The organism is Ramlibacter sp. P4_H7, assembly GCF_056400765.1.
In genome coordinates, this window is sequence record NZ_JBFUKP010000005.1 from 69097 (window position 1) to 82095 (window position 12999).

At 68.9% G+C, this 12999-nt stretch carries 12 protein-coding genes; 8 read left to right on the forward strand and 4 right to left on the reverse strand.

Annotation, left to right across the window (positions count from 1 at the left end):
• The first annotated feature begins 69 nt into the window (after nt 1-69).
• The 6 genes from AC1DSA_RS08885 to AC1DSA_RS08910 all read left to right on the forward strand — a co-directional run bounded on the left by AC1DSA_RS08885 (nt 70) and on the right by AC1DSA_RS08910 (nt 7272).
• A complete protein-coding gene (locus AC1DSA_RS08885; protein ID WP_477888175.1) occupies nt 70-2223 on the forward strand; it encodes a thiamine pyrophosphate-dependent enzyme in 2154 nt (717 codons plus the stop codon).
• Nucleotides 2220-3842: an indolepyruvate oxidoreductase subunit beta family protein gene (locus AC1DSA_RS08890; protein WP_477888177.1), complete on the forward strand. Its 1623-nt coding sequence runs from the start codon at nt 2220-2222 to the stop codon at nt 3840-3842. The genes AC1DSA_RS08885 and AC1DSA_RS08890 overlap by 4 nt, the downstream gene beginning before the upstream one ends.
• Before the next feature lie 107 nt (nt 3843-3949).
• Complete coding sequence (locus AC1DSA_RS08895; protein ID WP_477888179.1) at nt 3950-4975, forward strand: TRAP transporter substrate-binding protein; 1026 nt, start codon at nt 3950-3952, stop codon at nt 4973-4975.
• 64 nt (nt 4976-5039) lie between these two features.
• The gene (locus AC1DSA_RS08900) at nt 5040-5555 is read left to right on the forward strand and encodes a TRAP transporter small permease (RefSeq protein ID WP_477888181.1); all 516 of its coding nucleotides are present in this window, start codon (nt 5040-5042) and stop codon (nt 5553-5555) included.
• Entirely contained in the window at nt 5552-6853 is a 1302-nt protein-coding gene (locus AC1DSA_RS08905; protein WP_477888183.1) for a TRAP transporter large permease, read from the forward strand. Before AC1DSA_RS08900 ends, AC1DSA_RS08905 begins: the two co-directional genes overlap by 4 nt.
• A 2-nt stretch (nt 6854-6855) precedes the next feature.
• The gene (locus AC1DSA_RS08910; RefSeq protein ID WP_477888185.1) at nt 6856-7272 is read left to right on the forward strand and encodes an acyl-CoA thioesterase; all 417 of its coding nucleotides are present in this window, start codon (nt 6856-6858) and stop codon (nt 7270-7272) included.
• A gap of 122 nt (nt 7273-7394) precedes the next feature.
• Here the strand turns inward: AC1DSA_RS08910 and AC1DSA_RS08915 are convergent, their stop codons facing one another.
• The 4 genes from AC1DSA_RS08915 to AC1DSA_RS08930 all read right to left on the reverse strand — a co-directional run bounded on the left by AC1DSA_RS08915 (nt 7395) and on the right by AC1DSA_RS08930 (nt 11385).
• Nucleotides 7395-7961 (reverse strand): cysteine hydrolase family protein, encoded by a 567-nt coding sequence (locus tag AC1DSA_RS08915; RefSeq protein WP_477888187.1) that lies wholly within the window; start codon nt 7959-7961, stop codon nt 7395-7397.
• 66 nt (nt 7962-8027) lie between these two features.
• Nucleotides 8028-8981 carry a tripartite tricarboxylate transporter substrate binding protein gene (locus tag AC1DSA_RS08920; protein WP_477888189.1) on the reverse strand — a complete coding sequence of 318 codons (954 nt, stop codon included), beginning with the start codon at nt 8979-8981 and terminating at the stop codon, nt 8028-8030.
• A 54-nt stretch (nt 8982-9035) separates the two neighbouring features.
• The gene (locus AC1DSA_RS08925; protein ID WP_477888191.1) at nt 9036-10106 is read right to left on the reverse strand and encodes a tartrate dehydrogenase; all 1071 of its coding nucleotides are present in this window, start codon (nt 10104-10106) and stop codon (nt 9036-9038) included.
• A 103-nt stretch (nt 10107-10209) separates the two neighbouring features.
• Entirely contained in the window at nt 10210-11385 is a 1176-nt protein-coding gene (locus AC1DSA_RS08930; protein ID WP_477888193.1) for a hypothetical protein, read from the reverse strand.
• 83 nt (nt 11386-11468) lie between these two features.
• On the opposite strand from AC1DSA_RS08930, the gene AC1DSA_RS08935 reads away from it, so the two are divergent.
• Nucleotides 11469-12395: a LysR family transcriptional regulator gene (locus tag AC1DSA_RS08935; protein WP_477888195.1), complete on the forward strand. Its 927-nt coding sequence runs from the start codon at nt 11469-11471 to the stop codon at nt 12393-12395.
• 22 nt (nt 12396-12417) lie between these two features.
• Nucleotides 12418-12996 (forward strand): DUF4337 domain-containing protein, encoded by a 579-nt coding sequence (locus tag AC1DSA_RS08940; protein WP_477888197.1) that lies wholly within the window; start codon nt 12418-12420, stop codon nt 12994-12996.
• The last annotated feature ends 3 nt before the right edge of the window (nt 12997-12999 follow it).

Sequence of the window (12999 nt, forward strand, 5' to 3'; positions counted from 1 at the left end):
GCTTCATTGGATTGAGCGATGGCGGCGAATCCGGGACACTGCCGCGTTGCAGTTCGCCGGAGATGCGCCTTGGAAGTTTCGTTCAGCAGGGAAATCGAGTCGTTGCGCCTGGGCGCGGGCGAGACCTTCCACGGCGAGGGCATCATCGCGATCACCAAGGCGCTGCTGCAGTCCGGCGTGGCTTACGTCGGCGGCTACCAGGGCGCACCGGTGTCGCACCTGCTGGACGTGATGGTGCAGGCCAAGGGCTACATGGACGAGCTGGGCGTGCACGTCGAGGCCTGTTCCAACGAGGCGTCGGCCGCGGCGATGCTGGGCGCGTCCATCCACTACCCGCTGCGCGGCGCCGTCACGTGGAAGTCGATCGTCGGCACCAACGTCGCCGCCGATGCGCTGTCCAACCTCAGCTCGCCGGGCGTGACCGGCGGCGCGCTGATCGTGGTGGGCGAGGACTATGGCGAAGGCGCCTCGGTGATCCAGGAGCGCACGCATGCCTTCGCACTGAAGTCCAGCATGTGCCTGCTGGACCCGCGGCCCGACCTCGGCGTGATGACGCGGATGGTGGAGGAAGGGTTCCGCCTCTCCGAGGCGTCCAACATGCCAGCGATCCTGGAACTGCGCATCCGGGCCTGCCACGTGCGCGGCAGCTTCCAGGCCAAGGACAACGTCCGGCCGGCGGTGTCCACGCGCGACCTGATGGAGAACCCCGCCGCCTTCGACTACATGAAGCTGGCGCATCCGCCGGTGACTTTCCGCCAGGAAAAGCTCAAGGGCGAACAGCGCATCCCGGCCGCGCGCAAATACATCGTCGAGCAGAAACTCAATGAGCTGTTCGGCGGCACCCTCGGCGACCTGGGCCTCGTCGTGCAGGGCGGCCTCTACAACGCGCTGATCCGCAGCCTGCAGCAACTGGGGCTGGCCGATGCCTTCGGCGAGACCGCCCTCCCCATCCTGTGCCTGAACGTCACCTACCCGCTGGTGCCGGAGCAGGTGGCGGACTTCTGCATCGGCAAGCGCGCGGTACTGGTGGTGGAAGAAGGGCAGCCGGAATTCATCGAGCAGGAGATCGCCACGCTGCTGCGCCGCCGCGACATCCAGACGCGCCTGCACGGTAAGGACCTGCTCCCCTCGGGCGGCGAATACAGCGTGGAGACGCTCGCCACGGGCCTCACACAGTTCGCCGCCAGCTACCTGCCGGGGCCCGCGACGGAGGCGGCACGCCGCTGGCTCACCGGCAACACGGAGCGCCGCCAGGCCGCAGCCGCCGCGCTGGCCAAGCCCTTGCCCGTGCGCCCGCCGGGCTTCTGCATCGGCTGCCCGGAGCGTCCGGTGTTTTCCGCGCTCAAGCTCGCGCAGCAGGACATCGGCAACGTGCACATCGCTGCCGACATCGGCTGCCATGCCTTCGGCACCTTCGAGCCGTTTTCCATGGGCCACTCGATCCTGGGCTACGGCATGTCGCTCGCCTCGCGCGCCGGCGTCTCGCCCATGATGCAGCGGCGCACGCTGGCGATCATGGGCGACGGCGGCTTCTGGCACAACGGCCTGCTCACCGGCGTGCAGAGCGCGCTGTTCAACGGCGACGATGCCGTGCTGCTGATCTTCAAGAACGGCTACACCTCCGCCACCGGCACGCAGGAGATCCTGTCGACGCCGAGCGAGGCCGCGAAGGCCGCCGCGACCGACAAGGCGCGCAGCATCGTCGACAGCAACCAGACCATCGAGTCCGCGCTGAAGGGGCTGGGCGTGCAATGGATGCGCACCGTGCACACGTACGAGGTGGGGCAGGTGCGCAAGACGCTCACCGACGCCTTCACCAGCGACTTCGACGGCCTGAAGGTGATCATCGCCGAGGGCGAATGCCAGCTGGAGCGCCAGCGCCGCATCAAGCCCTGGATCGCCGGCCTGCTGCAGAAAGGCAAGCGCGTGGTGCGCGTGAAGTACGGCGTGGACGAGGACGTGTGCAACGGCGACCACGCCTGCATCCGGCTGTCCGGGTGTCCCACGCTCACGCTCAAGGACAATCCCGATCCGCTCAAGGTGGACCCGGTGGCCACGGTGATCGACGGCTGCGTGGGCTGCGGCCTGTGCGGCGCCAACGCGCATGCCGCGACGCTGTGTCCCAGCTTCTACCGCGCCGAGGTCGTGCAGAACCCGAAGTGGCACGAGCGCCTGCTCCACTCCCTGCGCGGCGCCCTCGTCCGCGCGCTGCAGCCCGCATGAACGCCGCTCCCATCTCCCTGCTGGTCTGCGCGCTCGGCGGCGAAGGCGGCGGCGTCCTGACCGAATGGCTGGTCGACATCGCACGGCAGGCCGGCTACGCCGCGCAGGCCACCTCCATCCCCGGTGTCGCGCAGCGCACCGGCGCCACGACCTACTACGTCGAAGTGTTTCCCGTCCCCATCAAGGACCTGGGCGGCAAGCGCCCGGTGTTCAGCCTCAACCCGGTGCCGGGCGCGCTGGACGCGATGGTCTCCTCGGAACTGCTGGAGACGGCGCGCCAGGTCGGCAACGGCATGAGCTCGCCCGAGCGCACGCTGGTCATCACGTCGTCCGCGCGCACGCTCACCACGCAGGAACGCATGCAGCTGGGCGACGGCCGCACGGATGCGGCCGAACTGTCGAAGCTGGTGCAGCGGTTCAGCCGCGCGCACCAGGTGTTCGACATGGCCGGCATCGCCAGGGAGGCCGGCACGGTGGTCAGCGCGGTGATGCTGGGCGCGATCGCAGGCAGCGGCCTGTTCCCGTTCCGGCGCGAGGACTACGAATCGGTCGTCAGGGCCGGCGGCAAGGGCGCGGAAGCGAGCCTGCGCGGCTTCGCGCAGGCCTTCGACATCGTGGCGCAGGGCAAGGCGAAGAGCGACTACGTGGCGCAGGTGCTGGAGCTGGCGCAGCCCGCGATGCCGGCGGGCACGCTGGCGCCCCAGGCATCGCCCGCGCAGCATCGCCATGCCGGCGCCTTTCCGCAGACGGTCGAAGAGATGTTCGGCCTGGGCTACGCCCGCCTGCTCGACTACCAGGGCCAGGACTACGCCGAGCTCTACGTGCAGCGCCTGCACTCCGTGCTGGCCGCCGAACGCGAGGCCGACCCGCAAGGGGTGCAAGGCTTCGCCATCACCCGGGAGATGGCGCGCTGGCTTGCCCTATGGATGGCGTTCGACGACATCGTGCGCGTGGCCGACTTGAAGAGCCGCGCCTCCCGCTGGACCCGCGTGCAGGGCGAGGTGAAGGCGGGCGAGGACGACCTGCTGAAGGTCTACGACCACTTCAAGCCCGGCGTGCCGGAACTCGCTTCCCTGCTGCCCGCGGGACTGGCGGGCCGGCTCGTCGCGTGGGACCGCAACCGGACGGTGCGCGGCCGCCCCCCCTGGGCCCTGCCGCTGAAGATCGGCACGCACAGCGTGTCGGGCATGCTGGCGCTGCGCACGCTTGCCTCGCTCAAGTGGCTGCGGCCCAAGGGAAGCCGCTTCGCGCTGGAGCAGAAGATGATCGGCCAGTGGCTGCAGGGAGTGATCGCCGGCACGCGTCTCGACTGGACGCTGGGCCACGAGATCGCGCTGTGCGGCCGGCTGGTCAAGGGCTACGGCTCCACCAACGAACGCGGCAAGGAAAACCTGCTGCACGTGCTGGAGCACCTGGCGCACGGTGGCGTGCCGGCGGAAGCGGCGGGCGCCGTCCGCGCCGCGCGCGAAGCCGCGCTCACCGACGAGGGCGGCAAGGCCCTGGACGCGGCCCTGGTGCAGCACGGGGCGCCGCCGCGGCCCCTGAAGGCGGTGCCGGTGCGCTGGGTGCGCAAGCCGCGCGGCCTGGCCGATGGGGAACCGCACGCGAAAGTCCATTGACCGACCGGTCGCGCGGCGCCGTCCTCAAGGTAAACCACGATGACGGCGTCGCGCAGTTCGTTATACAAAGTAATCGATCGTTGATCGCCACCGAGGAGACAGACCCCATGCGCAACCCCATCCCCGTGAAGGCCGCGGCCTTTGCCGCCGCCCTCGCGCTCGCCGCCGGCCTGGCGCAAGCCCAGGACAAGCCCGTCCTGCTGAAGCTCTCCAGCTGGGTTCCCGCCCAGCACCCGCTGAACCCCAGCCTGCAGGCGTGGGCCGACGACATCAAGAAGGCTTCCAACGGCACCATCACCGCCACCCTGTTCCCGAGCGAGCAGCTGGGCAAGGCCTTCGACCACTACGACATGGCGCGCGACGGCATCGCCGACTTCGCGTACGTGAACCCCGGCTACCAGCCGGGCCGCTTCCCGGTCATGGCCGGCGCCTCGCTGCCCTTCCTCTTCGCCAACGCGAAGGGCGGCACCGCCGCCATCGACGCCTGGTACAAGCAGTACGCGGCGCAGGAGATGAAGGACGTGAAGGTGTGCTTCGCCTTCGTGCACGACCCCGGCACCTTCCACGCCCGCAAGAAGATCACCGTGCCCGCCGACATCAAGGGCATGAAGATCCGGCCGGCCACCAGCACTATCGGCCAGATGGTCACCAGCCTCGGCGGCACCAACGTGCAGGCCTCGGCGCCCGAATCGCGCGACATGCTGGAGCGCGGCGTGGCCGATGCGATCACCTTCCCCTGGGGCTCGATCCCTCTGTTCGGCATCGACAAGGTGGTCAAGTACCACATGGACGCGCCGCTGTACGTCACGCCCTTCGTCTGGGTCATGAACAAGGCGAAGTACGACGGCATGTCGGCCGGCCAGAAGAAGGTGATCGACGACCACTGCACCACCGAGTGGGCCGAGAAGGTCGCCACGCCCTGGGCCGACTTCGAATTCGCCGGCCGCGCCAAGATGGCCGCCGCCGGCCACGAGGTCTACAAACTCACGCCCGAGCAGCTGAAGGCCTGGCGCGATGCCACCGCCGGAGGTGAGGCGCAATGGGCGGACAGCGTCAAGAAGGTGGGGCAGGACCCGGCGAAGGTGATGGAGTCGCTCAAGGCGAACCTGGTGAAGTACAAGGCGGCGCTCTAAGCCGCAGCGCACGGGGCCGCGCCTGCCGCACTGGCAGGCCGGCCCTCGTTCCATCCGGGCCCCCATGAAAAAGAACTCCGCGGACCGCTTCATCAACGCGATCGAGTGGCTCGCCGCCATCTTCGTCGGCATCGTCGCGCTGAACATCTTCGTCAACGTGCTGCTGCGCAAGTTCTTCAGCACGTCGATCCCCGACTCCTACGACTTCGGCCGCATGCTGCTGGGCATCCTGATCTTCTGGGGCATCGCCGCCACCAGCTACCGCGGCGGGCACATCACGGTGGACCTGCTGTGGGGCGCCGTGAACCCGCGCAGGCAGCGCATCATCGACGTGTTCGCGACCGTGGTGCTGCTGTTCGTGGTCGCCGTGCAGACCGCGATGCTGTTCGACAAGGTGCGGCTGACCTACGCCGACCACGTGCTGACCTACGACCTGAACATCCCGACCTGGCCGTTCTACGCGGTCGCCTGGATCGGCGACGTCTGCGCCGTGATCCTCATTGCCATCCGCACCTGGCGTCTCGTGTTCAAGCCCGAGGCGCTGCACGACGAACACTTCGAACAGAAAGCGGTGGAATGAACACGGACCTGCTCGCCCTCGTCGGCTTCGTTGCCCTGTTCGCGCTGATGCTGCTGCGCGTCCCCGTCGGCATGGCCATGGGCCTGGTCGGCATCACCGGCTACAGCATGATCGCGGGCGTCGGCCCGGCCCTCAAGCTGGTGGGCCAGACCTCGATGCGCACGGTGACCGACTACACCTTCGGCGTCATTCCCATGTTCATGCTGATGGGCGCGCTGGTGTCGGTGTCGGGCGTCAGCCGCGAGCTGTTCAAGGCCGCCAACTCCATGATCGGCCACCTGCGCGGTGGCCTGGGCGTCGCCACCGTGCTGGCCTGCGGCGGCTTCGCGGCGATCTGCGGCTCCTCGGTCGCCACCGCCGCCACCTTCTCGGGCGTCGCCTATCCCGAGATGCGGCGCTTCGGCTATCCGCAATCCTTTTCCACCGGGGTGATCGCCGCCGGCGGCACGCTGGGCGCGATGCTGCCGCCCTCCACGGTGCTGGCGGTGTACGCCATCCTGACCCAGCAGGACATCGGCAAGCTGTTCATGGCGGGCGTCATCCCCGGCCTGTTCGCGATGCTGCTTTACGTGGTGACCATCATGATCATCGTGAAGGTCCGGCCCGACTGGCTGCCGCGCGGCGAGGCCAAGCCCTGGGGCGAGCGCATCGTCGACCTGAAGAACGTGTGGGCGCCCCTGGTGCTGTTCCTGTTCGTGATCGGCGGCCTCTACGGCGGCTTCTTCACGCCGACCGAGGCGGGCGGCGTGGGTGCCAGCGGCGCCTTCATCCTGGGGCTGGTGCGCGGCAAGCTCGACCGCGCCAAGATCAAGGAGGCGCTGCTGTCGGCGACGCGCACGGCCGCGGCCGTGTTCACCGTGCTGATCGGCGCGCTGATGTTCGGCTACTTCCTCACCATCACGCAGACGCCGCAGAAGCTCACCGCCTTCCTCACTGGCCTGGGCGTGGGCCCGTACGGCGTGCTGGCGCTGATCATGGTGATGTACCTGGTGCTGGGATGCCTGATGGATGCCATGGCCATGATCATCCTGACCGTGCCCATCATCTTCCCCGTGATCACCCAGCTAGGGTTCGACCCGATCTGGTTCGGCGTCATCATCGTGATGACCGTGGAGCTGGGCCTGATCCACCCGCCGGTGGGCATGAACGTGTTCGTGATCAAGAGCGTGGTGCCGGACGTGAGCTTCACCACCATCTTCCGCGGCGTGCTGCCCTTCGTGGCAACCGACATCTTCCGGCTGGTGATCCTGATCTCCTTCCCGATCATCGCGCTGTGGCTGCCTGGGAAAATGGGCTGACCATGAAGGAAATCGTCTACACCGTGCGCGTGGAATTCGGCGATTGCGACCCCGCGCGCATCGTCTGGTTTCCCAACTTCTTCCGCTGGATCGACGCGGCCTCGCGGCACTTCTTCGTCGCCTGCGGCGTGCCGCCCTGGCACGAGACGGAGCAGTCCATGGGCATCATCGGCACGCCCCTGGTCGACACCCACGCGACCTTCGTGCGGACCGCCAGCTACGGGGACACGCTGCAGATCCACACCAGCATCGCCGAATGGCGCGGCAAGAGCTTCGTGCAGCGCTACCGCGTGCTCCGCGGCGAAGAGCTGGTGATGGAGTGCGACGAGGTCCGCATCTTCGCCGCGCGTCGCGACGGCGATGCAACGGCCATCCGCGCGGTGCCCGTGCCGGAACAGGTCAAGGCGCTGTGTTCGTAGGCTGGCGGTGAGCTGTCTTCGTAGGCTGGCGGTGAGCTTTGCGAACCCCAGCGCTGCGCGCGACCGCTGGGGTTCGGCTTCGCGCTCACCACCAGCCTACGTCTTCCGCCCTCACCTCCAGACTACTTTCGGCGCGCGCGCGAAGAGCGCACGTCGCACTTGAGGATGTCGCGCATGTAGGCCAGCGCATTCGTCTTCGCCTTCGCCGTTTCCGCCGCCGTGCAGTCGGAGGGCACCCAGACCTTCTCGAATCCGCGCAGAAAGGCATCGGCGGCCGTCATCTGCACGCAGATGTCCGCGGCCAGCCCCGCGAGGATCAGCTCCTTCGCGCCCATGTCCTTGAGCAGCAGTTCCAGCGGCGAGCAGTAGAAGGCCGAGTGCCGCGGTTTCAGCAGCGTGAGGTCGGTGGCGCGGGGCGACAGCAGCCGCGCGATCTCGCCGCTGATGTCGTCGCGGGCCACGCATTGCGCGACCAGGCTGTGGAAGTCGGACTGCCACACGCCGTAGTTGTCGTTCGCATAGACCACCGCCACGTTGTCGGCGTCGAGCCTGCCGCGCAGCCGCAGCGTGGCCTTCGCGGCCTCCAGCGCGCCCGGGGCGAGCTTCTCCGCGCCGGGAAAGTCCAGCGGGTTGATGAAGTCGATGAGGACGAGCACGCGCGGTCTGCGCGGGACCTTGGCGGGATTCATGGGCAGCAACGAAAACGGCGCCCATGGTAGGGCGCCGTGCGGCTCGGCCGTTGTAGGAGGCAGTCGTTACTTCTTGCCCAGGCCCATGCGGGCCGCACCCTCGGTGTACAGCTTCGTCTTGCCGGCCATGAAGCCGTCCATTTCCTCGACGCCGACGTTCACCAGCTCGAAGCCGCTCTTGGCCGCGAGTTCCTTCATCTCGGGATCGTTGTTCAGCGCGCGCCAGAGGTCGGACATTCGCTTGCGCGCTTCCGGCGGGGTGGTCTTGGGAACGCCGATGCCGCGGTAGGCGCCGTCGACCCAGTCGACTCCCAGCTCCTTGAAGGTCGGGACGTCGGGCATCAGCGGGTGGCGCGTTTCCATCGCCACCGCCAGCGGCCGCACGCGGGTCTTGTTGCCGATGGCGAAGGGCGTGTAGGTCATCGCACCGTCGACCTGCATCCCGAGCACCGAGGTCGCCATGTCACCGGTGCCCTTGAAGGGAACGTACAGCGTCTTGATGCCGAAGGCGGCATCGAGGCGCTCGTGCGCCGCGTGGTTGGCGGAGAACTGCCCGGAGCCGCCCAGGCTCAGCTTGCCCGGATTGGCCTTGGCCGCCTTCACGAAGTCCTGGAAGTTCTTGATCGGGCTCTGCTCGGGCACGACGAGGATGTCGGGCGTGAAGTGGAACCAGAACACCGGCGTGACGTCGGCAGTCTTGTACTGCACGGTGCCCTCGATCGGCTGGAACACGATGTGCGGCAGGTTGACCCCGACGACGTTGACGCCGTCCGGGGGCAGCTGGTTCATCTGCGTCCACATCAGCGCGCCGCCGGCACCGGCCTTGTACTGGATGATGGTCTCGATGTTGGGGCACTTCTTCCGCAGCACCACCTGCTGGTGCCGCGCCGACAGGTCCGACTCGCCGCCGGGCGGGAAGGCCTGCCAGTACATCACGTTCTTGTCGGGGCAAGTCACGCCCTGGGCCAGGGCGACCGGCGCCAGCAGGACCAGCGCCACGGTCGAAAGAATGCGTTTCATCCGGATGTCTCCTTGTGTTCTGATGGACTGCAGGCCGTGCGTTGTGGCACGGATTCAGCGGTTCTTCAACCGGGAAATCACGGCCGCGGTGACGTCCTTCGTCTTCGCAGTCCCGCCGAGGTCGCCGGTGTGCAGCTTCGGGTCCGCGGTGATTTCCTCGATCGCGCGCATGAGGCGCGCGGCGGCTTCGTTCTCGCCCAGGTGCTCCAGCAGCATCACGCAGCTCCAGAAGGTGCCCACCGGGTTGGCGAGGCCCTTGCCCATGATGTCGAAGGCCGAGCCGTGGATGGGCTCGAACATGCTGGGATAGCGGCGCTCGGGATCGATGTTGCCGGTGGGCGCGATGCCCAGGCTGCCGGCCAGAGCCGCGGCCAGGTCGCTCAGCACGTCGGCGTGCAGGTTGGTCGCGACCAGCGTGTCGAGCGACGCCGGGCGGTTGACCATGCGCGCCGTGCAGGCGTCCACCAGTTCCTTGTCCCACTTGACGTCCGGGAACTCCTTGCTGACCTGCAGCGCGATCTCGTCCCACATCACCATGCCGTGACGCTGCGCGTTGGACTTGGTGACCACGGTGAGCAGCTTGCGCGGGCGCGACTGCGCGAGCTTGAACGCGAAGCGCATGATGCGCTCGACGCCCACACGCGTGAGGATGCTCATGTCGGTGGCCACCTCCATCGGGTGGCCCTGGTGGGCGCGGCCGCCCACGCCGGCGTATTCGCCCTCGGAGTTCTCGCGCACGATCACCCAGTCCAGGTCCTTGGGCGTGCAGCGCTTCAGCGGCGCGTCGATGCCCGGCAGGATGCGCGTCGGCCGCACGTTGGCGTACTGGTCGAAGCCCTGGCAGATCTTCAGGCGCAGGCCCCACAGCGTGATGTGGTCCGGGATGTGCGGGTCGCCGGCGGAACCGAACAGGATCGCGTCCTGGTCGCGCAGCGCGTCCAGGCCGTCGTCCGGCATCATCTTGCCGTGTGCGCGGTACCAGTCGCCGCCCCAGCCGAAGCTGGTGAATGCGAAGTCGAAACCGGCGCCGCCGGCGGCCAGCGCCTGCAGCACTTCCTGACCGGCCGGGATGACTTCCTTGCCGATGCCGTCACCCGGGATGCAGGCGATCTTGTAGGTCTTCATGGGAGGAATCCTTTCACCGGGCACTGTAGTCCCGTGGCGCCGGAAAGGACGCGCGCGAATTCACACCATTGTTAACCTGGGCGGCAGCAATGCCGCCGCCGGTTCACAGCGCCTTGTTGAGGTCGATGTCCAGGCCCGCCTGCTTCATCTCGCGGGCGAGCAGCAGGCGCCACACGCCGCCCGGATCGAGCGCGATGCGCGCGAGGCTGTCCAGGCCGGGTGCCGAGCCCGACGCGGGAAGCAGGAGGCAGACGCGCTGGGCCCGCAAGGCGCCGAGCAGGAAGCCGGTCTCCAGCGGGCGGTCCGAGCGCATCAGGATGGCGAACTCGACATTGCGCAACTTCTCCAGGGCGTCGGGCGTGGGTCCGGCCCCGGAACCTCCCATCGCCACCTCGATCCCCAGTTGCTTGAGGTAGGCCGCCAGCGCCTTGGCCGACTCGTCCCCGGCGCGGCAGATCACCGCGACCCGGCTGGTGCTGGTGGCGGACGATGTGGCGGGCGCGGGGGCCGGAGCGGGTGCTGGTGCCGGAGTGGGCGCCGGCGTCGGTGCAGGCGTCGGTGCAGGTGTGGGGGCCGGGGTTGGCGCAGGCGTCGGGGCTGGTGTCGGTGCTGGTGTCGGAGCCGGAGTCGGTGCAGGGGTCGGCGCCGGAGTCGGGGCTGGCGACGGCGCCGGAGTCGGGGCCGGAGTAGGTGCAGGCGTCGGCTCCGGCGTCGGCGCTGGAGTTGGTACTGGCGTCGGCGCTGGCGTCGGCGCTGGAGTCGGCGCTGGAGTCGGCGCTGGTGTGGGTGCCGGGGTGGGTGCAGGAGTCGGTGCTGGCGTCGGCTCCGGCGTCGGCGCCGGCGTCGGCGCCGGCGTGGGCTCCGGCTCCGATACAGGCGTTGGCGCTGGAGCAGGCTCCGCTGCCGGGGGCTTCGCCGGCTGCTTGAGGCGTTCGTCGAGGACCTTGCTGACCGCGGTCAGCCGCGCCATCGCGGCGGCGAGGGACTTTCTCACTTCCTCGTGGAACTCGTCTTCAGTGAAGCGATCGCCCAGCGCGGTGTCCAGCGCCGCGTCCAGCGGGCCGATGGCGTGCTGCTTGTACAGCGCCGAGCCCAGGCCGAAGGCCTCGGCGACCAGCTTGTTCACGTTCTTCTGCGCCACGTCCAGCCGCGTGTCCCAGCGATCCTTGATCGTGGACGCGTCGAAGCCCCGCAGCTCCTTGATGCGCTTGGCGATGCGGTCCTGGACCGCCTCGATCTCCGCCCGGTCCTGGGCCCCACCGGACTTCCCGTTCGACATGCCGCGCTCCTCTCAGCTGGAGTCACTTTACCAGCGCCCTCCCGCGCCGACCCCGATGCAGGCACGGCAGAATGCGTCGATTCATGACCGGTGTCTCACGAATGCCGCATTCGGCCGCTTCCCAGGAAATGCAGTTCTTCAGCGTCCTCATGCGCTGCGGCAGCCTCGCCGCCGCCGCCCGCGAGCTGCAGGTGAGCCCGCCCGCGGTGAGCAAGCGCCTCGCCGCGCTGGAGGCCCGTCTGGGCGTGACCCTGCTCAATCGCACCACGCGGCGGCTGGCACTGACGCACGAAGGCGAGACCTACCTGGCCAGCGCCCGGCGCATCCTCGGCGAGATCGAGACCCTGGAGCGCGAGCTGCAGGGCGCGCGTTCGGAACCGAGCGGGCTGCTGCGCGTGAATGCCACGCTCGGCTTCGGCCGCACGCACGTGGCGCCGGCGATCGCCAGCTTCGCGCGGGCGCATCCCAAGGTGGAGGTCCAGCTGCAGCTGTCCGTCAACCCGCCGCCGCTGACCGACGATGCCTTCGATGTCTGCGTGCGCTTCGGCGAGCCGCCCGACGCCCGCGTGGTGGCCCGCCTGCTGGCGCCCAACCGGCGGCTGCTGTGCGCCTCGCCCGCCTACCTGCAACGCATCGGCACGCCCCGCACCCCGCACGACCTGGCGGGACACAGCATCATCGCGATCCGCCAGGGCGACGAGGTCTACGGCCTGTGGCGCCTGCGTTCCGGCAAGCGGGTGGAAACCGTGCGCGTGCGCGGCCGCCTGAGCACCAACGACGGCGAGATCGCCGTCAACTGGGCGCTGGCCGGGCACGGCATCGTGCTGCGCGCGGAGTGGGACGTGGCCCGCTACCTGCGCAGCGGGCGCCTGCGGCAGGTGCTGGAGAACTGGCAGTCGCCCCCCGCGGACATCTATGCCGTGTACCCGCCCCGCCACCAGTCCACCCTGCGGGTGCGGGCGTTCGTCGACCACCTCGCGGACGAATTCGCCCGCCGTTTTGCCGGCTAGCCGCGACGGCACAATCCCGCCCATGGATCTCAACCCACTCGACACCGTGGAGGCCCGGGCCTCGCGCCTCAATGCCGCCGTGGCGCTCACCGTCGCCTTGCTCAGCACCGTGATGGGCGTGTGCAAGGTGAAGGATGACAACATCGTGCAGGCCATGCAGCAGGCCCAGGCCGACAAGGTGGACCACTGGGCCTTCTACCAGGCGCGCAACCTGCGCGAGGAGCTGGCCCGCGCCACCGCGGTGCAGTTGCGCCTGCAGGCCGGCGCGAAAGCCCCGGCGGAGCGGGCGGACTACGACGCCGCCGTCGCCCGCTACGAGTCGCTGGCCACCGAGCAGGCGCAGAAGAAGGCGGAACTGCTGCAGCAGGCACAGGAGGACCAGAAGACCTACGACCGCCTGAACGAGCGCGACGACCAGTTCGACCTGGCCGACGCCGGCATCGCGATCGCCATCGCCGCCCTGGCCGTCGCTTCGCTCACGCAGGCATGGTGGCTCTATGGCCTGGCGCTGGTTCCCGGCCTGTTCGGCAGCTTCATGGGAATCGCCGGGCTGGCGGGCTGGCCCGTGCACCCGCAGTTGCTCGCCGGGCTGCTGTCCTGAAGC

Excerpts from the sequence above, each read along its gene's own strand:
- AC1DSA_RS08890 (WP_477888177.1), top strand. The coding sequence starts at position 2,220 with ATGAACGCCGCTCCCATCTCCCTGCTGGTCTGCGCGCTCGGCGGCGAA.
- AC1DSA_RS08895 (WP_477888179.1), top strand. The coding sequence starts at position 3,950 with ATGCGCAACCCCATCCCCGTGAAGGCCGCGGCCTTTGCCGCCGCCCTC.
- AC1DSA_RS08900 (WP_477888181.1), top strand. The coding sequence starts at position 5,040 with ATGAAAAAGAACTCCGCGGACCGCTTCATCAACGCGATCGAGTGGCTC.
- AC1DSA_RS08905 (WP_477888183.1), top strand. The coding sequence starts at position 5,552 with ATGAACACGGACCTGCTCGCCCTCGTCGGCTTCGTTGCCCTGTTCGCG.
- AC1DSA_RS08910 (WP_477888185.1), top strand. The coding sequence starts at position 6,856 with ATGAAGGAAATCGTCTACACCGTGCGCGTGGAATTCGGCGATTGCGAC.
- AC1DSA_RS08915 (WP_477888187.1), bottom strand. The coding sequence starts at position 7,961 with ATGAATCCCGCCAAGGTCCCGCGCAGACCGCGCGTGCTCGTCCTCATC.
- AC1DSA_RS08920 (WP_477888189.1), bottom strand. The coding sequence starts at position 8,981 with ATGAAACGCATTCTTTCGACCGTGGCGCTGGTCCTGCTGGCGCCGGTC.
- AC1DSA_RS08925 (WP_477888191.1), bottom strand. The coding sequence starts at position 10,106 with ATGAAGACCTACAAGATCGCCTGCATCCCGGGTGACGGCATCGGCAAG.
- AC1DSA_RS08930 (WP_477888193.1), bottom strand. The coding sequence starts at position 11,385 with ATGTCGAACGGGAAGTCCGGTGGGGCCCAGGACCGGGCGGAGATCGAG.
- AC1DSA_RS08935 (WP_477888195.1), top strand. The coding sequence starts at position 11,469 with ATGACCGGTGTCTCACGAATGCCGCATTCGGCCGCTTCCCAGGAAATG.
- AC1DSA_RS08940 (WP_477888197.1), top strand. The coding sequence starts at position 12,418 with ATGGATCTCAACCCACTCGACACCGTGGAGGCCCGGGCCTCGCGCCTC.